The organism is Anaerobacillus alkalilacustris, assembly GCF_001866005.1.
GTDB classification, from domain to species: Bacteria; Bacillota; Bacilli; order Bacillales; family Anaerobacillaceae; genus Anaerobacillus; species Anaerobacillus alkalilacustris.
This window is the reverse complement of sequence record NZ_MLQR01000001.1, coordinates 334921-354876: the sequence shown is the minus strand read 5'-3', so window position 1 is coordinate 354876 and position 19956 is coordinate 334921. Positions and strand designations below refer to the sequence as shown.

At 34.2% G+C, this 19956-nt stretch carries 25 protein-coding genes; 11 read left to right on the top strand and 14 right to left on the bottom strand.

Translation table 11 applies throughout. The features are described 5' to 3' along the window. Positions 1–8 precede the first annotated feature (8 nt). From BKP37_RS01890 to BKP37_RS01865, 7 genes are all read right to left on the bottom strand, one after another. Positions 9–227 (bottom strand): DUF5654 family protein, encoded by a 219-nt coding sequence (locus BKP37_RS01890; protein WP_071308009.1) that lies wholly within the window; start codon positions 225–227, stop codon positions 9–11. 66 nt (positions 228–293) lie between these two features. Further along, on the bottom strand, positions 294–1157 hold the full coding sequence (locus BKP37_RS01885) for a hypothetical protein (protein WP_071308008.1): 864 nt from the start codon (positions 1155–1157) through the stop codon (positions 294–296). A gap of 254 nt (positions 1158–1411) precedes the next feature. Beyond that, entirely contained in the window at positions 1412–1558 is a 147-nt protein-coding gene (locus tag BKP37_RS01880; RefSeq protein ID WP_071308007.1) for a YfhD family protein, read from the bottom strand. A 42-nt stretch (positions 1559–1600) separates the two neighbouring features. Next, on the bottom strand, positions 1601–1729 hold the full coding sequence (locus BKP37_RS19020) for a YfhE family protein (protein WP_084034500.1): 129 nt from the start codon (positions 1727–1729) through the stop codon (positions 1601–1603). A gap of 294 nt (positions 1730–2023) precedes the next feature. Further along, the gene (locus tag BKP37_RS01875; protein WP_071308006.1) at positions 2024–2575 is read right to left on the bottom strand and encodes a GNAT family N-acetyltransferase; all 552 of its coding nucleotides are present in this window, start codon (positions 2573–2575) and stop codon (positions 2024–2026) included. Between the two features lie 312 nt (positions 2576–2887). Continuing rightward, positions 2888–4015 (bottom strand): amidohydrolase, encoded by a 1128-nt coding sequence (locus BKP37_RS01870; protein ID WP_071308005.1) that lies wholly within the window; start codon positions 4013–4015, stop codon positions 2888–2890. A gap of 51 nt (positions 4016–4066) precedes the next feature. Next, complete coding sequence (locus tag BKP37_RS01865; RefSeq protein ID WP_071308004.1) at positions 4067–4972, bottom strand: TIGR01777 family oxidoreductase; 906 nt, start codon at positions 4970–4972, stop codon at positions 4067–4069. Between the two features lie 68 nt (positions 4973–5040). Between BKP37_RS01865 and recX the strand changes: the two genes are divergently transcribed. From recX to BKP37_RS01850, 3 genes are all read left to right on the top strand, one after another. Further along, the gene (recX, locus tag BKP37_RS01860) at positions 5041–5850 is read left to right on the top strand and encodes a recombination regulator RecX (RefSeq protein WP_071308003.1); all 810 of its coding nucleotides are present in this window, start codon (positions 5041–5043) and stop codon (positions 5848–5850) included. A 153-nt stretch (positions 5851–6003) separates the two neighbouring features. Continuing rightward, positions 6004–7686: an L-lactate permease gene (locus tag BKP37_RS01855; protein WP_071308002.1), complete on the top strand. Its 1683-nt coding sequence runs from the start codon at positions 6004–6006 to the stop codon at positions 7684–7686. A gap of 561 nt (positions 7687–8247) precedes the next feature. Continuing rightward, complete coding sequence (locus tag BKP37_RS01850; protein WP_071308001.1) at positions 8248–8562, top strand: YfhH family protein; 315 nt, start codon at positions 8248–8250, stop codon at positions 8560–8562. Positions 8563–8648: 86 nt separating this feature from the next. On the opposite strand, the gene BKP37_RS19015 is transcribed toward BKP37_RS01850, so the two are convergent. Both BKP37_RS19015 and sspK read right to left on the bottom strand, forming a co-directional pair. Beyond that, entirely contained in the window at positions 8649–8804 is a 156-nt protein-coding gene (locus BKP37_RS19015) for a YpzG family protein (protein WP_084034499.1), read from the bottom strand. Positions 8805–8848: 44 nt separating this feature from the next. After that, on the bottom strand, positions 8849–8998 hold the full coding sequence (gene sspK / locus BKP37_RS01845; RefSeq protein WP_071308000.1) for a small, acid-soluble spore protein K: 150 nt from the start codon (positions 8996–8998) through the stop codon (positions 8849–8851). A gap of 136 nt (positions 8999–9134) precedes the next feature. On the opposite strand from sspK, the gene BKP37_RS01840 reads away from it, so the two are divergent. Then, positions 9135–9383 (top strand): YfhJ family protein, encoded by a 249-nt coding sequence (locus BKP37_RS01840; RefSeq protein WP_071307999.1) that lies wholly within the window; start codon positions 9135–9137, stop codon positions 9381–9383. A 26-nt stretch (positions 9384–9409) separates the two neighbouring features. Here BKP37_RS01840 and BKP37_RS01835 read toward each other — a convergent pair whose 3' ends face one another. Next, positions 9410–10390 carry a metal-dependent hydrolase gene (locus BKP37_RS01835; RefSeq protein WP_071307998.1) on the bottom strand — a complete coding sequence of 327 codons (981 nt, stop codon included), beginning with the start codon at positions 10388–10390 and terminating at the stop codon, positions 9410–9412. 445 nt (positions 10391–10835) lie between these two features. Here BKP37_RS01835 and mutY point away from each other — a divergent pair, with 445 nt between their 5' ends. Beyond that, complete coding sequence (mutY, locus tag BKP37_RS01825) at positions 10836–11921, top strand: A/G-specific adenine glycosylase (protein WP_071307996.1); 1086 nt, start codon at positions 10836–10838, stop codon at positions 11919–11921. 2 nt (positions 11922–11923) lie between these two features. Beyond that, positions 11924–12682, top strand: a complete 759-nt coding sequence (locus tag BKP37_RS01820; RefSeq protein WP_071307995.1) for an SDR family NAD(P)-dependent oxidoreductase — start codon at positions 11924–11926, stop codon at positions 12680–12682. 435 nt (positions 12683–13117) lie between these two features. Here the strand turns inward: BKP37_RS01820 and BKP37_RS01815 are convergent, their stop codons facing one another. The 4 genes from BKP37_RS01815 to BKP37_RS01800 form a co-directional block, all read right to left on the bottom strand. Beyond that, on the bottom strand, positions 13118–14056 hold the full coding sequence (locus BKP37_RS01815; RefSeq protein ID WP_071307994.1) for a DoxX family membrane protein: 939 nt from the start codon (positions 14054–14056) through the stop codon (positions 13118–13120). Between the two features lie 474 nt (positions 14057–14530). Continuing rightward, positions 14531–15682 (bottom strand): LL-diaminopimelate aminotransferase, encoded by a 1152-nt coding sequence (locus BKP37_RS01810; RefSeq protein ID WP_071307993.1) that lies wholly within the window; start codon positions 15680–15682, stop codon positions 14531–14533. Between the two features lie 59 nt (positions 15683–15741). Next, positions 15742–16275, bottom strand: coding sequence for a hypothetical protein (locus BKP37_RS01805; RefSeq protein ID WP_071307992.1), 534 nt, complete (start codon positions 16273–16275; stop codon positions 15742–15744). Between the two features lie 244 nt (positions 16276–16519). Then, positions 16520–16747 carry a cytosolic protein gene (locus BKP37_RS01800; RefSeq protein WP_071307991.1) on the bottom strand — a complete coding sequence of 76 codons (228 nt, stop codon included), beginning with the start codon at positions 16745–16747 and terminating at the stop codon, positions 16520–16522. A gap of 131 nt (positions 16748–16878) precedes the next feature. Here BKP37_RS01800 and fabL point away from each other — a divergent pair, with 131 nt between their 5' ends. The 5 genes from fabL to ntdP all read left to right on the top strand — a co-directional run bounded on the left by fabL (position 16879) and on the right by ntdP (position 19956). Continuing rightward, a complete protein-coding gene (gene fabL / locus BKP37_RS01795) occupies positions 16879–17628 on the top strand; it encodes an enoyl-[acyl-carrier-protein] reductase FabL (RefSeq protein WP_071307990.1) in 750 nt (249 codons plus the stop codon). Positions 17629–17810: 182 nt separating this feature from the next. Then, positions 17811–17972: a gamma-type small acid-soluble spore protein gene (locus tag BKP37_RS01790; protein ID WP_071307989.1), complete on the top strand. Its 162-nt coding sequence runs from the start codon at positions 17811–17813 to the stop codon at positions 17970–17972. A gap of 528 nt (positions 17973–18500) precedes the next feature. Then, positions 18501–18794, top strand: a complete 294-nt coding sequence (locus BKP37_RS01785) for a hypothetical protein (protein WP_071307988.1) — start codon at positions 18501–18503, stop codon at positions 18792–18794. Between the two features lie 163 nt (positions 18795–18957). Beyond that, positions 18958–19407, top strand: a complete 450-nt coding sequence (locus tag BKP37_RS01780) for a DUF3939 domain-containing protein (RefSeq protein WP_071307987.1) — start codon at positions 18958–18960, stop codon at positions 19405–19407. A gap of 18 nt (positions 19408–19425) precedes the next feature. Continuing rightward, positions 19426–19956 carry a nucleoside tri-diphosphate phosphatase gene (gene ntdP / locus BKP37_RS01775; protein ID WP_071307986.1) on the top strand — a complete coding sequence of 177 codons (531 nt, stop codon included), beginning with the start codon at positions 19426–19428 and terminating at the stop codon, positions 19954–19956.

The following is a 19956-nucleotide window of genomic DNA, read 5'->3' as shown; positions in this document are numbered from 1 at the left end:
GCAACTAATTAATTATCTTTATCTAAGTAACTTGCAAATATGCTAGTAACTAGAACGGCGAGCGCTGTTATCATAATAGCAAAAACAAAACGCTCCTTAATTCCTTCTCCTTGAGGAAACCAAGAATTAAATAAGGCTTGTACAGCATCATTCCAAGCAAGGGCAGCCATAACACCAATCGCAGCAGTAAACAGAGTTATAATTTGTTCTATAAATTTTCTACCCATAGTATCACCTCAACATATTTGTATGAGGTAGTTGTAAGAATAGAAGAGTTAATTTGTTATAAAAAATTATTTGATTTTTGTTATGGATCGAATAGCTTCTTTTAACGATGAAACTCTTGAAATCTGTGTGAGCCAATCCTTAGTTTCAATATCTGCTTCTTTTTTTGTGCGTTTATAAAATAATAAAAAAATAGGTTTGAAGTAATGGGATTTGTAATGTATGTCGAAAGAAAAAGTGAAGGTAAGTATTTTTTGAATTAATTTAATATCAGTTATGGGAAGTGTTTTTGCAGCTCGTTTCAGAAATGAAAGTAAATAGGTTTCTTCAGGGTAAGCTTTATAATATTCAAAAATTGTTTCAAGTAATTGATTTTGATTGGATAATTGATGGATTAGTTCAGGTAAGAGATCATCACGACGATGAAGAGTAAGGTAGTAAAATGCTTTTTGTGGGTTGGCTTTTCGTAATGCTTCTCTTAAGGAAGCGTTTATTAGAGATTGATCTGTTTTAAATTCTGTCATCTGTAAATAGAGGAGGCGAGAAGACCAACCGTTGCTTATATCTTCTAAGTGTTCATCTACGAGAAGCTTAATAATATGAATGTTTTTCATTTTTGCATCTTCTTTACTTCGCAGTGCATCCTTTATATCATCTTGGGTCATCTGTAGCTTTGCTTTTCGATCTACTATTTGATTATAACGATTTATTGCTATTACTGATGCGTGGTTTGTTTTTTTATCAAGAAAAAATGAATCACTAAATGAGCCGTCTTTTTTCAGGATAGCGAAAATTACAGGTTTATCGCCAACAAACAATAAAACATGGATTCCGTCTTTGTTACGATTGTCTTGATATTTAATTGTATAAGCCTTTTTTTCGTTTAAATAGACCTTTTTCCCTAGAAGACATTGTGGAAGTTTGTTATTCAAAAAACATCCCTACTTTCTTTTTAAAACTATATTTACTACTATCTTACACAAAAGATGTGGTTATTCCAAGTGCGATTAGCAGCAAAAAAGTTGTATGTAAAGAGTGACTCAATACACACAACTTTTAGCAATGATTTAATTTAAAGTATGCACCTACCAAATAATAAATGCTGGAATTTTCGAAATTTAAATGTTTTATTTTTTTTTTGCTAAAAGAAAAACGCCAAGCAAAGTTGACGTTTCCCTGAAGAATGTTATTTTTTCTTTTTTGCTCTATTGTCAGCTGCTTGTGATCTTTCTTGTGCTTCTAAATCATCTTGATCAGCAAACTCTTGAGAGAATTCTATATCTCTACCATCGCTAATTATTTCTTGATTTGTTTGTTTTTTCCTTTTACCCACTTTAGTTCACTCCTTACTTTTTGCCTTTTGGACTACTCGCAGTTAAGCTTTGTTTTTTCTTGCTCGATCCATGGCACGATCAGCTGCTTTGAAATCTGATAAGTAATGGAATTCCTGAGCCTTACTCATCGTTTTTCTTTCTTCTCTTGCGCGTTGTTTTTTACTTTCCATATAATATAACCACCTTTAGGCTCTAGCTTTTTCTGTTGTAGTTTGCTTATTAGATCGGTTTTTTATACAAGAAAAGTGCAAGCGCCTTGGTCACGAGCAGCTGCTCGTGTGCCAATCCGTTTGCTCAAGAGCAATTGTTTTCCGTGCGACGAGTAATCGCAGGAGCAAAGTAGCATGGCATCTATCAAGAAGTAATCCAGGAAGTCAGTGAAGTCAGTAACTTCAGTCCTTTCGCTCGTGACCAAGGCGCTTGCGCTTCTTATGATTGATCTGTAGGACTGAAGTAAAACTTTACTATGCTTCTTTTAACTCGAATACATCTACTTGTTGTCTGTATTGATATAAAGTAAATTGATCTTTTTCAATTTGAAATAAATCATAAATTTTTGATTCTGGATTAATTTCATTATAAATATCTTTTCGAGTTTCATTTGCTAATGCTGCATAAGGTAATTTTTCTGCGGCCTTTCTAGACCGAACATTCTCAGTTCGAATTCTCATAAATACTGCTTCTATAGAAAGTTCATAAAACAACTCACTAAAAAATGCATCTTTTGCAATGTTATTGTAGCCTTTCCCGTGATATGGTTTACCTAACCATGTACCTAAAAAACCAGCATGATTGTTAATGTCAAATAAATTAATCGTACCAATAGGGTTACCCCACTCGTCTACAATCGTTCGTGAAATGATTTCGCCTCGTTCTTCAGCCTCAATGGTTTGTTTAGTTAGGAAAAGGAACTCTTCATAAGAATTTGCTTTTTGCCGAACAAATGGGAAAACAGCTGGGTCAATCATTAATTCGTACAATTTTTGACAATCTGTTAATTCGCGCTTTTTAATCATCTTTTTTTACCCCTCCACATAGGGGCAGAAAAAGGCCTACCCCTCGAATTTAATGAAATTTCGTATCAAATTCGGGGTGGGAATCGAACCCACTAGGACCAGTAATCTGGTGGCGCAACCAATTGCCTTCCCATTCTTGCATATTCTGTTGTAATAAAACTTGAAAAATTCAAATAAATCATGAAATATTGTCAAATATGTTGTTATTGGTTAATTATATGCACAAAAACGTAAAATAACTTACAAATTTTTGTGAATACTTCAAAATCCTATATCATCATAATAGAATTCGTATAAAAATGGAACCTTTTTTTATATGTTTTTTTTGTAAATTATTACCCCATTTATTATGGTGAAAATTGGGGTGGCCATGTAATGAAATGGATGGTGACTCCAAAGCACAACATCTGCGTCTTTCCCAGCTTCTAAGCTACCAACACGATTTGCGACACCTAAATTTTTTGCTGGATTAATTGTTATACCTTCAAGAGCATTCTTTTCTGGTAAACCTTCTCGCACAGCAATAGATGCACAAATATTTAAATATTGAATGGGTGTATAAGGATGATCAGTGGTAATTGATACGTTTATGCCAAGTTCAGAAAGTACTCGGTACGTGTCCCATGTTTTATTTTTTAATTCAATTTTAGAACGCCTTGTTAATGTTGGCCCAATTGTTACTTGCAATGGATACTCAGTTAATTCCTCTGCAATTAAATGACCTTCTGTACAATGTTCGATTCGCAAATCTAATTGAAACTCTTGGGCAAAACGAACTGCAGCTAATATATCATCAGCACGATGAGCGTGGATTCTAACAGGTATTTCGCGATTAAGCGCAGAAATGATAGGTTCCATTCGAAGATCATTTTTGTTTTGATTTCGCTTAGCTTGATAAAAAACTTCCCTAAGCATTCCCATGATCCCCATTCGAGTAATATCATTTTTATTAGAATTACTATGAACACGCTTAGGATTCTCCCCTAAGGCGATTTTCAATCCTGCTCTTTCTTTTAAAATCATTTTCTTAATGTTCTTTCCCACAGTTTTGATTACTGATGTAGTCCCACCAATCACATTTGCACTTCCTGGCATGACATGCACCGTTGTAACACCATATTTGACAGCATCTTTAAAACCGATATCTAATGGGTACACACCATCAATGGCACGAATGTGAGGTGTTAGAGCATCAATCGTTTCGTTAGCATCATTTCCAGCCCACCCTGTTCCCTCATCATATAAACCAAGATGAGTATGAGCATCTATGAAACCAGGGAGTAAATATTTATTTTCAGCATTTATAACTGTCATATTAGATGTAGGTTCAATGTAATTTTTTATGGCAACTATCTTCCCATCTTTAATTAATAATGAACCTTTTTGTATTTTTTCAGAGGTAATTGGGTAAATTGTTGCATTTTCAATGAGTATTTCCATATCTAAACTCCTTTCCACCAAAATGTGCTTGGAGATAGATCCCCAAGCACATTAATCTAATGTGAAATTTTTTAAGGCATCATTTATATTAGAATATGTAAACTGATAGCCTTGGTTCATTGATTTATTAGGTAATACTTTTTGTCCATCAAGTACAAGGGTGCTCATTTCACCTAATAGTATCTTGAGAAGAAAAGATGGTACGGGAAGCCAATGAGGCTTTTGTAATGTGGTACCTATAGCTTTTCCGAAAGAGCTCATTTGTATCGGTTCTGGTCCTGTTATATTTAATGCTCCGTTAATATTTTCGTTATTTATAGCAAAATAAATCATGTTGACTGCGTCATCGATATGAATCCACGAAACCCATTGGCGTCCAGAACCTATTGTTCCGCCAATTAGTAGTTGATAAGGGAGTAACATCTTCGTTAATGCACCACCCTCTTTTGCTAGAACGACGCCAAAACGTAGTAAAACGGTTCGAACGCCAAGCAATTCTGCTTTTAATGCTTCTTTTTCCCACTTTTGCACTACCGATGATAGAAAATCGTCTCCAACCAGTTGATTATTTTCTGTAAATGTATCGGTCAGTGATGTACCATAAAGGCCTATTGCAGAAGCGTTTAAAAATACTTTTGGTAGTCTGTTCAGTGTTTTCATTAATGAAATACATTTTCTAGTGGCTTCAATTCGACTATGTAAGATACGTTCTTTATGCTTTTTCGTCCATCTTCTATTAATAGTTTCACCAGCGAGGTTAATGAATACATCAATATCGGTTAATTGTTGTTCTGTTTTAGAATCTTTCGACAACCATTTTACGTAGGTGGTGTTCATGTTTGTTTTCTTATTTTGAACATTTCTTGTTAATATATAAATATGGTGTCCTTCATGAGCTAGTTTTTTAACTAAATGAGCGCCAATTAAACCAGTTCCACCAGCAATAACAATTTTCATAATTTACCTCCAATAGACTTTTTGTGTACGAAAAGATACTATTAATTTTAGCAAGGGAAGTGATGGATGTGGCAGTGATTTCAAAAATAACTACCCAAAAGAAAAATTTAGAACGTTACAATATATTTCTAGATGATGGTCATGGAGAACAATATGCATTTAGTGTCGATCAAGGAGTTTTGGTTACATTCCAACTTAGAAAAGGGTTGGAAATAACAAAAGAATTATTAACTGAAATTACTCATGAAGAGATGATAAGGAATGGATATCACCATGCTTTAAATTACTTATCTTATCGTATGAGATCAAAAAAAGAAGTGTTTGATTATTTAATAAAAAAAGAGTTTGATAAAGAAGTTATTTCTATTGTAGTTGATCGATTAATCAAGGAGAAGTACATAAATGACGCTGAATTTGCTAATGCTTTTGTCCGCTCGAGGATTAATTTAACAAACAAAGGTCCAGAACTTGTAAAAAAAGAATTAATTGAGAAAGGAATAAGTAATGTAGAAATTACTGAAAGTTTAAAGATGTACACTTTCGAAGATCAAATAGAAAAAGCTAGTACATTGTTACTGAAAAAAAACTTGAATACTAAGCGGACTTCACGAACAGAATATTATAATAAGATGAAACTATTATTATTATCTAAAGGGTTTACTTATGAAATTGCACAACATGCATTACAGAAATTAATTGAAGAAACGGTAGAGGATTTTGATGCTGAGTGGGATGCTGTAACTTATCAAGGTGAAAAAGCGCTGAGAAAATATAAAAATGAAGATGGTTGGGAGAAAAAGAAAAAAATAAAACAATACTTATATCGCCGTGGATTTACAGTCGATTTAATTGAAAAATTTATTGAAGAGTTTGTCTAAGGAAAGATAAATAAATATGTTTAGGGGAAGCAGAAATTTTCTGCTTTTTTATTTTTCCTTTTAGGACAAGCTAATAGTATTAGGAACATAAAATTCAAATTTTTATGGACTCTGAAATTTAGGATAACTTTGTGTAGAAAAAGGAGCATAATTATGATTACAACTTTAGTAGCACTTACACCAATAATTGCTGTACTATTATTTTTAGTTATTTTAAGAATACCAGCTGTGAAAGCTATGCCAATAAGCCTTTTGGCAACAGCTATATTAGCTATAATTTATTGGAGAGTTCCGGTTATCCAAGTGTTGGCTGCTTCACTTGAGGGAATTATCATTGGTGTTTCAATTTTATACATTGTATTCGGGGCAATTTTACTATTAAATACCTTGAAAATTAGTGGTGCGATTGATACGATTCGAAACAGTTTTTTAGGAATTACACCGGATCGTCGTGTGCAATTAATTATTATTGCATGGCTTTTTGGAGCGTTCATTGAAGGAGCAGCGGGCTTTGGAACTCCAGCAGCAATATGTGCACCATTATTGGTTGCGTTAGGTTTCCCGCCATTAGCAGCAGTTGTGTTAGCGTTAATTGCTGATAGTAGCCCTGTATCCTTTGGAGCTGTTGGTACACCAATAATTGTAGGGGTAAATCAAGGTCTTCAAGAAGGATCAATTATTGCTCCTATCGTTCAACCGTATTTAGGTGATATGAATATGCTAGATTACATGCATATCATTGGTGCTCAAGCAATGAGGGTAGATGTCTTTGTAGGAACGCTAATGCCATTAATAATGGTTTTATTATTAACAAAGTTTTTTGGTGAAAATCGTACGTTTAAGGAAGGGTTAAAAATTTGGAAATTTGCTATATTTGCTGGTTTAGCCTTTACAATTCCAGCGCTCCTTGTAGCAACCTTTTTAGGACCAGAATTCCCTTCAATATTTGGTGGTTTAATTGGTTTGATCATTGTCGTACCGGCAGCTAAAAAGGGATTTTTATTACCGAAAGAATCATGGGATTTCCCTCAAAAAGCTAATTGGCTTCAATCATGGATTGGACGGGAAGAAGAAAGTGAAGCACCTTACGTAAAAAAGAAAGGAATGAAAAAAGAGCTACCACTATTAGTTGCTTGGATCCCATATTTATTAGTTGGTCTTTTTCTTGTACTTACAAGGATAGAGGCAATAGGACTAAAACAGTGGCTATTGAGCTTTAGCATTACTTGGAACAATATTTTAGGGACTAATATTGGGACGTCGCTTCAACCCTTTTATTTACCTGGAACAGTTTTTATTCTTGTAGTATTGATTACATTTTTTGTCCATAGTATGAGTACTAATCAGTTAGCAAGAACCTTCTCATTGTCGGGGAAGGCAATTGTAGGAAGTGCTATTGCTTTATTTACTGCAGTTCCAATGGTCCGTATTTTCATTAACTCTGGATTAAATGATGCAAACTTACAAAGTATGCCGATTGAACTGGCAAATACTGCTTCAGCTTTAATGGGGGGGACTTGGCCATTAGTGGCACCTTTAATAGGCGCCTTAGGGTCATTTATTTCTGGAAGTGCAACATTTAGCAATATGATGTTCTCACTTTTCCAATTTAGTGTCGCTGATCAAATAGCAGTAGATCCAACAATTGTGCTTAGTATGCAAGTATTAGGTGCCAATGCTGGAAATATGATTTGTGTACTAAATGTGGTAGCCGCAGCCTCAGTTGTTGGTTTATTAGGAAAAGAAGGTATGATTATTCGAATGACACTTGGACCAATGTTCTACTACTCATTATTTTCAGGTTTAATTGGTTTGATATTGGCATATTTAGTTTAGATATGAAATGAACACACAGCGACTGTATATGCAGATGCCGTGTGTTTTTTTAGTAAATCGCTACGAGTGAAGTGATCTCTTCAAGTGAAATGTGTAAGTAATAAGTAGAGATTGAGTAACGAAATACAATACGGTATCCAATTAGAATAGAAAAACGGCTAGTGAAGTTCAGAAACACGTAAGTATATGGGAGTGGGAAAAGTGAACTTTTAAAAGCAGCAAGTGTATACCAAATCGTGCAAGAAGAATAAATTCCTAGTCAAAATGAAATTTTTTCAAAGTAAATAAAGGAAATTTGTGTGTAGGATAGAAAAAGTAGCTATTAGAAAGTGTGCACCTTTGTACTTTTGTGAAAAAAGTTATGAATTTATATGCTGATCAAGTAATGAAAGTTTTTGTGTTTATGTAAAATCAGATATAATTAAACTTTATATATTTTTTCAATGGAGTGAATCTCATCATTTATTCGAGCGACATGATAAAGCACTAATTCAACTAGATAGAGTATTTTACTTGAGTAATATCTGTTTTTTGAAATTCATTAAATGGGAGTGGTCTTTATTGGAGAAACGTTATAGTCAAATGACGGAGTTCGAATTACACCAAGAAATCATAAAATTAAATGATAAATCAAAGAAAGCTGAACAAATGGGTATGATAAATGAATTGGCAGTCTATGAACGTAAAATTACGATGGCAAGGTCATACTTATTAAATCCTGATGACTTTAAGGCAGGAGAGACCTATGAATTAAATGACGGCTCGTTATTTCATATATCGCATATGAATGGTATTTTCGCTTGGGGATATAGAATTGGTCATGAGAGTGAGGAAGAAGCCTTTCCAATTTCATTACTACCTAGAAAAGTAAACTAACTAACAAAAAGGCTACCCATAAGGTACCCTATTTGTAGTAAATCAGTTACTACATTTGGAGTATTCGAATGAGTAGCCCTGTACCTCTACGATCTTTTTCGTGTTTGAACTTGAAGAACGTAGTTGTGAAGACTTTGTTCAGTTTCACCATTCACTTGCATAAAAGCATGTTTTGGATTTGCACGTGGAGATTGGAACGGATCTTGATAGTGGGCTCGATGGTCCTTACTATTTTTTGCCAAGATAAGCACCTCCTAGAATAATCCAAACAACGATTTCTAAATAGTTACTTTCGATTTTGATTAGAGTTCATCATTCTTTCTTGTGGATGATCTTTAATTGTGCCATCGGCTCTTTTAGAAGAATATTCTACTTTTGCTCGCGGCTCTCCGTCGAAAGACATTCGATTAGGAAATCCTTTTTCTTTATTACGCATTTGGTGAAACCTCCTTTCAAAGCGGTACGCTATTAGTATGAGTTTTTGATGAAGGATTATTAGTAGTAAAAGTTGGCTGAACTAACACGTGTGAAAAATTTCTGGAATTAAAAATAATTAGTAAAGGATAGTTTGTATGGAAGAAAGATTTGAGCGTTTAGCAAAATTATTAATGAAAAAAAATTGTGACCTAAATGACCAGTTAGCTCGGAATTGGGTGGAAGCTTTATGGGAAGACTTTGAAGCCACTAGAGCAAAAGCTGGACATGATTATGAAGGACAAGAGGTCACAGAAAGCTATGTAAAACAATTTATTCAAAATTATGGTGCGTATCTTCATCAGTTCGCGTCAAAAAATGAGAAGTTCAAGCATTTGCTAAAGTAGGTGTAGAAAAAAAGAGTTGCTACCATTTATTCAGTAGCAAACTCCAATTTTTTCTTTAACGTATCTTGGTTATATATCCAGCCAGTGTATGAGCTTAAAATATTGTAGTTATTGTCAAGCTTTACAATGGCAACGAATGGATAATGACCTTTACTACGATAACGAAGGTCTATAAAACGAACTTCTTGATGATCACCCTCATCAACAATTTCCCAACGATACGATGGAGAAAAAGATAAAAATGCAGATAAATTTTCATCTTTTTTTGCAGCATTAATGATCGGAGTATTTGGTATTGGTTCAAAAGGGTAGCTTTCATGATATTTTATTTGGTCTTTTTCTGCTTGTGCAACATACATCATATCCTTTGTTCTGATAACAACATGCCACCTTCTCCATTTAAACGATGGTGATATAAAAACATGAGTAGCATCATGATGTTCTTTCATTGCTAGTTTATATACTTTATTACGTGCATAAAAACGCCAAACATAATAAAAAATTAAGACGAAATAAAGAGTCAGAAATGTATATCCTTGATGGAAACCAATCTGCCAAAAAATTATTGCTACTATGTGGCAAATAAATATAAATGGGTCAAAAATATAAATAACACCTAAGGCTATCCATTTCTTTTTAAAAGGATATAGAGCTTGAGTTCCGTAGGCATTAAAAATGTCGACAAATACATGCAGAATAACTGCTGAAAATGTCCACGCCCAAAGGTGGAGTAAATTAACACCCGGAATAAAAAAAGCTAAGGCTGCAGTTATTAAAATAGGCCAAAGAACAACAGCGGGAATCGAATGAGTAATACCGCGATGATTGCGGATGTACTTAGCATTATTTCTTAGTTTAAGTACTGTATCAAAATCAGGTGCTTGCGATCCAATTAAGGCACCTAGCATGATAGTTTGTGCCAATAAAGGGTCATTTGCTACAACAGGGTCTAACGTTGCAATGGATCCAACAGCAATGCCCATAACAACATGCGTACCAGTATCCAATAGTGATTGCACCTCCGTTAAAAATTGACGTTGTCTCATCATAGTATCAACATCTTCTTCTAATTTATATTAGTTTTACCCGAAATTATATAGTTTAAAAAGGGGTTTTACAATATGAATAAATTAAATTTACAAATTTTTATAGAATATAAAATTAATGAGACAGAAGTTGATCAATACGAATCTGTTATGCAAGAAGTCATAAGAAAGNTACCGGAGTATAGTGCAGAAAATATACAGTGGTTTGTTTCAACAGATCAACCAAATTTATATGTGGAAATGTTTCAAGTTCCAAATATTGCTCATTATAAAGCATTGAAAAAATTACGAAAATCTTATGAACACCCAATTTTTAGTCAGTTAGATAAGTATATAGAAGGTGGACTAGATAGATTAAACTGTTGGGCATTTCAAACAAAGCAAATTCAAGAATAGAGGAGCAAAAATGCAACTAGATAATATGGCATCAGTGAAAGAATTTCGAAATGATTTAATTAGTTGGTTTAAAGGAAATCAACGCGATTTACCTTGGCGCCAGGATAAGGATCCATACAAGATTTGGGTATCAGAAATTATGCTTCAACAAACTAGAGTAGAAACTGTAATTCCTTATTTTAATGGGTTTATTAAAAAGTTTCCTACTGTTGACGCCCTAGCTTTGGCAGATGAAGGGGATGTTCTAAAAGCTTGGGAGGGATTAGGTTATTATTCTAGAGCAAGAAATTTACAAGCAGCTGTAAGAGAAGTCCATACAAGTTATGGTGGAGTGGTACCGAACTCTAAAGCAGAAATATCTAAGTTAAAAGGGGTAGGTCCATATACTTCAGGAGCAATTCTGAGTATTGCGTTTGATATCCCGGAGCCAGCTGTAGATGGTAATGTCATGCGGGTAATCTCGCGTATTATTGCTAGCTATGATGATATTAGTAAGCAAAAAACTAGAAAAAATATTGAAGAAATAATAAAAATACTTATTAGTAAAGATGATCCGTCTGCTTTTAATCAAGGTTTGATGGAACTAGGAGCATTAATTTGTACCCCTACTACGCCTTCGTGTGCGATATGCCCTGTTCAAAAGCATTGTAAAGCATATGAAGAAAATGTACAAACTCAACTTCCTATTAAAGCAAAAAAGACAAAACCAAAAGAGAAAAAAATGGCTTGTGCTTTTATAAAAAATAAAGATGGGCAAGTTCTTATTCATCAACGTCTAAGCGTCGGTCTATTAGCAAATTTATGGGAATTCCCCAATCTTGAAATTAATGATGAAAAGCCTATTGAGAAGCAATTAACAGACTTTTTGTTAACCGAATTCTCCTTACACACCATTATTGGTGAACAAATTTTCCATGTTGACCATGTTTTTTCACACCTAAAGTGGGATATTAAGATTTTTGAAGTGGAGTTGTTAAGTAGTGGTGAAAAACAGAATGAACGATCTGTTTGGGTATCTAGTTCAGAGATAAAGGCATATCCTTTTCCAGTTTCCCATCAAAAAATAATGAATCATTGCTTGAAAGGAGAAATTTAATTATGGACTTACAATTAGAAGGAAAAGTAGTATTCGTCACAGGTGCTTCAAAGGGGATTGGGAAAGCAATTGCCAAAGCTTTTAAAGAAGAAGGAGCAAAAGTAGCCATTGCTGCAAGGACGAAGCAAGATTTAGAAAAAGCTAGTATTGAACTTGACTTAGATGCTCATTACGAAGGTGACTTATCTGTTAGTGAAGATCGTGAAAATATTTTCCGTCAATTAATTAATGATTTTGGAACAGTAGATATTGTTATTAATAATGTTGGGGGAAGTAATGGAAGTACCACAGTCGAAACAGATCTTTCACTTTTCGAATCAGCGATGAACTTAAATTATTTTTCCGCTGTCCATTTTAGTAAACTGGCTGTTCCAATAATGAAAAATCAAGGACAAGGTGTAATCATAAATATATCATCTATTTTTGGACGCGAATCTGGAGGTAAACCTACTTATAATAGTGCAAAGGCAGCTATGATTTCATTTACTAAGTCCTTGGCTGATGAAGTTATTAAGGAAGGGATCCGAGTCAATGGTGTTGCTCCTGGCTCTATCCTTCACCAAACAGGTAACTGGCAGAAACGACTTGAAGCAAATCCTACACAAATAAATGACTTTGTGGAAAAAGAAATCCCATCAGGGAGATTCGGTACTGTTGAGGAAGTAGCAAACGTTGTTCTATTTCTAGCATCAGAAAAAGCATCATGGGTTGTAGGTGCTACACTTAATGTAGATGGTGGTCAGTCGAAGTCAAATTTTTAGAAAATTGTCTTGTTGCGGAACAGCTTTATCCCACTCTATAGTGCAGTAGGAATCCCACCTAGAATACTTAACAAATTCGATAAGTTTTGGTGGGGGACTTACTGCCCCTAAAGGTTCGATTTAGAAAAACTTTCATCAGTGGGGTGAGATGAAGGAAAACTCCACTGATTGAGGTTCAGTTAAATATAGAGGAATTAGAATGGGAATTTATGTAGACGTATCTCACGTAAATTCCCATTTATGTATGAATTTCATAATATAGATTTCATGTCACGACTCAACCGGAAACAGTTTTAGATTATAAAACTCACTCTATCATCTTAATCAAACTGATTTGTAATTAAGGGTCACCTCTAGGCGTAGGTGGGAACTTCCATTCAGGTGGAGTTGAGACTCCATCTAAACTTCCGATGTTCTAGTGAAGCTAGAAGCTCTCTAAGCAAAACGATAATAAACGAGCAAGGTAGTCGCTAACACAAAGAGAAAGTTTAAAAAAATAAAAATAATTTGATCAATTTTTCGTTTGTGCATTTGAACAGGTGGATTATAAAAGCTTGTATTTTCTATGATAAATGTAATTAATATTATATGAATGATGAAGTGACCAATTATTTCAAGTAGCCCGAACAACATCGTTGTAGTAACAAATATTAACGTAAGTACTAGAGCTAATAATCGGTTTAAAACCCCTACAATAAGGAGATACCCGACAACAAATTCAATAAAAGCACTGATAATTACGAAAGTTACAGGTTCAAATCCAAACGTAGGAACAGCATGATTCAAAATAATATCAATGCTCATTTCCTGGTATACCCACTTTTCTACTGCAACCCAACATAAAGATAATCCTGTTCCAAGATAGAGGGCGGGCATCCCGAAATTATCCCACTTTGTTTTTTGAGTAAATAGAGCAAAAGCAATGGCTAAATAAAAAGCATAATCTAATGTATTAAACCAACCTATATGTAATAATGCATCCATAAATAGGATGATTATTCCTATTGCGCCAATTTTAGTTGCGAGATGGTGAGGAATCAGTAGCGCAATAACTACAATTATGGCAACGATCAAAGAGAATGCTGTCAAATGGATTTCAGGAGCTAAAATTGAGTCCCAAAAAAGTTGTAGTATGATCGCAAATGCAGTTCCGTATTTTAAGATTAAACCTGTGTATGGTTCGAAAGTTGATAACTTTTTGTCAAATGCTTTTACAATTTTAAGCTGCATAATATAAGGAATGATTTGCGGTAAAATTGCCAAAAAGGCTGCGATTAATATAGAAACCAAAAAGAAGTTCAATGTAAGTATATTTTCAATTGGTTCTCTTATTGGTTCGAGTTCAGTAAACCATTTTACATGTAAGCCTTTCATCTTATATCACCTCTACCAATTGAGTATGTCCTAATTACCGCCATTTTACTTTTGTTATTGGTAGAAATTTTTTTTGCAAGGTAAGAAAGTATAAAATTTCTAACTTAGAAACTGTCTAGCTCCAGCGCCTACGAGCTCGGTCACTTCAGTCCTTTTCGGAAGCCAAAGAGCGGCTTCTGTCAAAGGCCTTCCAGTGCCTCTCGCTCGTGACCAAGGCGCTTGCGCTTTTCTTAAAATGAAAAGGATCTTCAATGTAATTTCGTACTATTGTTTTGAAAACGTGTTTTCTAGCATTTGTGCGCAATCCGAACTCAGTTATATACGATTTCCACTGGTTTATGCACGATTTTGAGTAGATTATGCATGATAAATTATTTTTGTGCGATCTTCGTCGTCAATTTACACGATTTAAACTCAGTTATTTTTGCTCCTCCTCCAACTTAGTTATGTAAGTTATTCATGATTTATACCCCTTTAGTATATACTACTCAACCGTTTTGCTGCTTTTCGTAATTGTTCATCACTTTCTACGAGGGCAATTCGAATATAACCTTCCCCATGAGTACCAAAAGCATCGCCAGGGGTAACAACCACACCATTTTCAATAGCTTTAAGTGTGAACTCAAAAGATGTATATCCATCGGGTATTTTAGCCCAAATAAACATGCCTCCAGCAGGAATTTTTACTTGCCATCCCTCGTTTGATAAACTTTCTACAAATGTATTTCGTCTTTTTTCATATGTCTTTCTTTGATCTTCTAAAAATTGATCGCCCTCATTTAAAGCTTTTGTTGCAGCAATTTGAATGGGTAGAAATACTCCGTAATCAAAATGAGATTTTAGTATTGCTAAAGGAGAGAGTAAATTTGCATTCCCAACTAAGTAACCTATACGACTTCCCGCTATGTTGAAGCTCTTGGATAGTGAATTAAACTCGATGGCTATGTCGCGGGACTCAGGTATCGATAAAATGCTTAACGGTCTTCTACCGTCATAAAGTAATTCGCAATATGCAAAATCATGAATAATTAATATCTCATGTTTTTTTCCGAATTCAATTAAGCTTTTGAAAAAATCTTCACTAGCTACAGCAGGGATTGGATTTCCTGGGTAGCTAATTATAAGCATTTTTGCTTTTTTGCAAACTTCTTCTGGGATCTGTTCTAAAGATGGTAGGTAATCAGCCTCTTCAACTAAAGGCATATGGTAAAGTTTACCGCCAGCAACATGAACACTCGCAGAATAGATTGGATAACCTGGATCAGGCACTATCACGATATCTCCTGGATCTAAGTAAGCTAAAGCTAAATGTGCTAAACCGTCCTGTGAACCCATAAGTTGCAGAACTTCTGCTCCTTTTAACGTAACATTAAATTTTCGATTATAGTAATGAGTTACGGCCTCCTTGAATTCTAATGTACTGTTAATGGCATAACCGTATAAATCGGTGTTTAAAGCAGAGGTAGAAAGTGTATTAGTGACAAAAGTAGGTGGTTTCAAATCCGGGCTACCGATACTTAAGTCGATGATATCAACTCCGAGGTCTAACTGTTCTTGTTTATATTGCAATAGTTGATTAAAAATCCCAGTTGATAAAGGAGCTAACCTTTTTGAGTGATTAATCATATTTACCAGTCCTTTGTGAAATTAATTATTACTCATTATTATCGCAAGAAAAGCTCTCGTCAAGGGTTTGTATTAATTTTTTCCACTAGTAGTAGAGACTCAATTAGAAGATTCATTATTTGATCGAAATCATCTATATGATCTTCATTAATTTTTCGATCGAAGCTTAAGATGGTTTTTAAAAAATATTGATGAGCTTCGTTTGGATTCCAAGTGTAATATATTTCTTGAGTTATTATAGGTCGTTTATTCCATTTGTTCTCTAACATTTGTTTGATTATTTGGGGGTTTGAAGAAATGTTTGTTAATGGACCATTTAAAGAAAGCATTAAATGGCACCCACAGTTACTTATTGTTTCTTTTTCTAAGATTTCACCATAGAGGTCTTTAGAATCAGCCTTTAGTTTTACTTTAGCTTGATAATTCTTTGAGCCACTTTTTATCGAGAAAGTAATAACATATTGACGAGACATTGACGCTAGGTCAATGTTGTCTTGCCGATCTACAATAATTATTTCATTATTAAAATCGCGCTCATAAATTTTCCCCTCCAATACAACCTTTAAATTTTCATAAATTGTCGGATCAAACATGGATTTCTCCCCTTTATAAATATAGAAATTTAGCCTGTTTTAAGCTTCCATCTTTTTATAAATAAAACTATAGTCCAAATTAGTATAAAAAAAGGCTGAGTTAAAACTCAACCTTTAAGGATAGAAATCTATACTTTTTATTTATGCCTGTGGTATGAGTTAAACTAACAGTCAGTGGGAAATGAAGGAAACCCCCACTGATTTAAGGTTAGTTTTATTGTGGAGCAAGCTCTTTCATTTTGAACTATTCAAAATGAACTCTTGACCCGTGCTCATAACTTGCTTCGTCTTCCTGAGACATGCTGCCTCGAGACATAATTTCTTTAACGATTTCCATGTGGATTGTTACGCCTTCAGCATTTAAATAAGGAACCACCTGTTGTAAGTTTCGATGAAAATAAGCTAATTCTTTATCTGTCCATTCTTTTTTAGACATCATTGAGAGCTCAGTCATATCACGGCCAACATACATGAACAATTCCCTCCTCAGGCGAACCGTTATTTAATTAAGATGAGTTTTTCTCATCTTTTCTAGTCTTTGTAGTAACAATAATAAGTATTCGGTATAATGTTTGATGTACATACTTTGTAGGAGGCTTATATATGGAACGAAAAGTTGCACTTGTAACAGGTAGCAGTCGAGGGATCGGAAAAGAGATTGCGCTTCGATTAGCAAGTATAGGTTATGATATTGTCATTAATTATGCAAGAAATAAAACAGCTGCAATTGAAACTGCAAAAGAGCTAGAAGCCTTAGGAAGCAATGTACTACTTGTTAAGGCTAATGTTGGAAAAAAAGAAAAAATCCAAGAAATGTTTACTCAAATCGATGAGCACTTTGGGCGGTTAGATGTCTTTGTTAACAATGCTGCTTCTGGTGTGTTAAGGCCTATAATGGAGTTAGAAGAAACTCACTGGGACTGGACAATGGATATTAATAGTAAAGCTCTTCTATTTTGTGCGCAAGAAGCTGCACGAAGAATGGAAAAAACAGGTGGCGGGAAAATTGTATCGTTAAGTTCACTAGGCTCTATTCGGTATTTAGAAAATTATACTGTGGTCGGAGTTTCGAAAGCTGCACTTGAAGCTTTAACGAGATATTTAGCAGTTGAATTAGCTGCAAAAAACATTGTAGTAAATGCTGTTTCAGGTGGAGCTGTTGATACAGATGCATTAACTCATTTTCCAAACCGTGAAGAAATTTTGGAAAATGCAGCAAATAGAACACCGGCAGGGAGAATAGTTACCCCAACTGATTTAACTAATGCAGTCATGTTTTTATTATCTGATGATGCTTCAATGATTAGAGGGCAAACAATTATTGTAGATGGTGGTATTTCTTTATTAGTTTAACTAAACAAATAATGTTTTTTCTACACCATTTAAGGATTCACCAATCATTATTCTCACCAGTGAATTACTATATGTAGCTCGGTTTTGATAATTATAAAATTCACTCCATTAAACAAAAATTAAAATTTTTTTGGATAAAATCATATCGTGAGGAGATATTAATTTTTGTGGAGGTGATAGTGATGAAAAATAATCCATCAAAAACTAATGCACAAAAAGTTAAACAACAAAACCAAGCTTCTACTCAGGGGCTAAGCCAAGAATTTGCTAGCGAAACTGATGTTCAAGAAGTTCGTCAGCAAAATCAACAATCAGCTCAAAAGAAAAGTCAACAACAACAATAATTGAGAAAAGCACTCCTTTAAACGAAGGAGTGCTTTTTCCTGTTTCTATAAGCTTAATCAAATCATATATTTCTACAAAAGTTCTTACGCATCTACATAACTAGTCAAAGGAAACACTTTTAATACATCGAATTATTAGAGTTATAAAAGGATTCTTCTAATAAGAGTGAACAATCCTAAATTGATAGCAATATAGAAATAGCTATTACATAATTTAATGAACTTATAAATTATTAATTTTCGCTACTAGGATACTAAATGTTGTTGGATGAAGACCGTTTCTAATAACATTTAGACTTGTGTAGCTCCATTTAGGTAATTATGAAATTCACTCAATTAAAAACCTATTTTTATCCGAGGATATTGGAAGGGAAAATTATAGTTAGAATGTAATCTAGCTCGAGGTAGCTAGGCTTAACCACTTTAAGTTCTTCACTTTCAGTCTACTTATCGACCGGTATTTGGTGTATGTTCTTCTGGTTTTGCCTACATTCAGTTACCTAGCGCTTTTATTAGGAGGCGAATATAGTGGGACATAATGATTTTGAAAAACTTGTCCAAATTCAAGTAGAGATTGCCGATCAAATAATAGCTATTGAAAATGAGATTGAGTATTATGAAAAATTAGAGAAAGAATTGGTTTTGAAACGAGATAGAGAACTTCATAAAAAAGCATTAGGTTGTAAAGATGAGCAAGTAGAAACAGAGTTTGCAATTCATTATATTCAAGTAAAGCTACAACAAAAAAAGGAGTTATATGATCATTTAAGAAAGGCCTTTCAGCATAGGTCTGAAGAATATGTGCAAACATTTTGTAGATAATAGATTTATTTTATATTTATATTCTGGGCCACCCTAAAAAAGGGTGGTTGTTTCATTTCAAATTTACTTTTAAAACGGTATAATAGATATGATAGAAAAAAAAGCACTAATAAAATGGGGAAATGTTGTTCAAATATTCGAAAGTTTAAGGAGTTGAAATCATTTGTTCTTTAAAAAAAGAAAAAGCAAGCAGAAAGGAGAAGTAAAGGAACAAATCATCAATGTTACAATTGATCAGGTGAGACAAGCGGTTAATGAATATGCGGACGGACTTAAGCAAGGCATCTCACTTCGAACATTAATCTTAGATGATCACTCCATTGATTTTCATTTATTAAAAGGGACGCTAAAAGGGCTGCCTAGTCAACCTTTTTATATGTCCAAAGAAACGTTTGAAATATTTGAAACAGCTGAACTTCCTAAGCAAATTGACAATGTTCAAAAAGCAGTAGATCAGTATATGCAGGAAACAGGTGAAGAACCCATTATTCCAGGGAATCCGGATAGGAGAATCAGCTATTACTTAATTAGGCATTATTTGCATAAAAAACCTGAAGTTGAATTATACCTTGATAAAAGGGATAAAATGGTGACTCATCGGCGTCCTGAATAATACAGAAAGGAGATTAGCATGAGTTTCCCAAAGACAGGAAGCAGCATTCAAGTTCAAAGCTATAAACATAACGGGACGATACATCGAATTTGGGAAGAAACCATTGTGTTAAAAGGGACGTCGAATGTTGTTATTGGTGGAAATGATCGTATTTTAGTCCAAGAAGCAGATGGCAGACATTGGCGAACTAGAGAGCCAGCGATTTGTTATTTTGACTCTGAAAAGTGGTTTAATACAATTGGGATGATCCGTTCAGATGGAATTTACTATTATTGTAATTTAGGAACACCTTTTACTTGGGATCAAGAAGCCTTAAAGTATATTGATTACGATCTAGATATTAAAGTCTTTCCAGATATGACATATGTAATTTTGGATGAAGATGAGTATGAGCAGCATCGTAAATTAATGAACTATCCTAAGGCGTTAGATAGCATTATTCAAAAAAGTATGATGGAACTAATTAGTTGGATTACTCAACGGAAAGGTCCTTTTGATCCTCATTTTGTAGAAATGTGGTATGAAAGATTTCTACAATATCGTGATTAG

Excerpts from the sequence above, each read along its gene's own strand:
- BKP37_RS01890 (WP_071308009.1), bottom strand. The coding sequence starts at position 227 with ATGGGTAGAAAATTTATAGAACAAATTATAACTCTGTTTACTGCTGCG.
- BKP37_RS19020 (WP_084034500.1), bottom strand. The coding sequence starts at position 1,729 with ATGGAAAGTAAAAAACAACGCGCAAGAGAAGAAAGAAAAACGATGAGT.
- BKP37_RS01875 (WP_071308006.1), bottom strand. The coding sequence starts at position 2,575 with ATGATTAAAAAGCGCGAATTAACAGATTGTCAAAAATTGTACGAATTA.
- BKP37_RS01870 (WP_071308005.1), bottom strand. The coding sequence starts at position 4,015 with ATGGAAATACTCATTGAAAATGCAACAATTTACCCAATTACCTCTGAA.
- BKP37_RS01865 (WP_071308004.1), bottom strand. The coding sequence starts at position 4,972 with ATGAAAATTGTTATTGCTGGTGGAACTGGTTTAATTGGCGCTCATTTA.
- BKP37_RS01855 (WP_071308002.1), top strand. The coding sequence starts at position 6,004 with ATGATTACAACTTTAGTAGCACTTACACCAATAATTGCTGTACTATTA.
- sspK (WP_071308000.1), bottom strand. The coding sequence starts at position 8,998 with ATGCGTAATAAAGAAAAAGGATTTCCTAATCGAATGTCTTTCGACGGA.
- BKP37_RS01840 (WP_071307999.1), top strand. The coding sequence starts at position 9,135 with ATGGAAGAAAGATTTGAGCGTTTAGCAAAATTATTAATGAAAAAAAAT.
- mutY (WP_071307996.1), top strand. The coding sequence starts at position 10,836 with ATGCAACTAGATAATATGGCATCAGTGAAAGAATTTCGAAATGATTTA.
- BKP37_RS01820 (WP_071307995.1), top strand. The coding sequence starts at position 11,924 with ATGGACTTACAATTAGAAGGAAAAGTAGTATTCGTCACAGGTGCTTCA.
- BKP37_RS01815 (WP_071307994.1), bottom strand. The coding sequence starts at position 14,056 with ATGAAAGGCTTACATGTAAAATGGTTTACTGAACTCGAACCAATAAGA.
- BKP37_RS01810 (WP_071307993.1), bottom strand. The coding sequence starts at position 15,682 with ATGATTAATCACTCAAAAAGGTTAGCTCCTTTATCAACTGGGATTTTT.
- BKP37_RS01805 (WP_071307992.1), bottom strand. The coding sequence starts at position 16,275 with ATGTTTGATCCGACAATTTATGAAAATTTAAAGGTTGTATTGGAGGGG.
- BKP37_RS01800 (WP_071307991.1), bottom strand. The coding sequence starts at position 16,747 with ATGTATGTTGGCCGTGATATGACTGAGCTCTCAATGATGTCTAAAAAA.
- fabL (WP_071307990.1), top strand. The coding sequence starts at position 16,879 with ATGGAACGAAAAGTTGCACTTGTAACAGGTAGCAGTCGAGGGATCGGA.
- BKP37_RS01790 (WP_071307989.1), top strand. The coding sequence starts at position 17,811 with ATGAAAAATAATCCATCAAAAACTAATGCACAAAAAGTTAAACAACAA.
- ntdP (WP_071307986.1), top strand. The coding sequence starts at position 19,426 with ATGAGTTTCCCAAAGACAGGAAGCAGCATTCAAGTTCAAAGCTATAAA.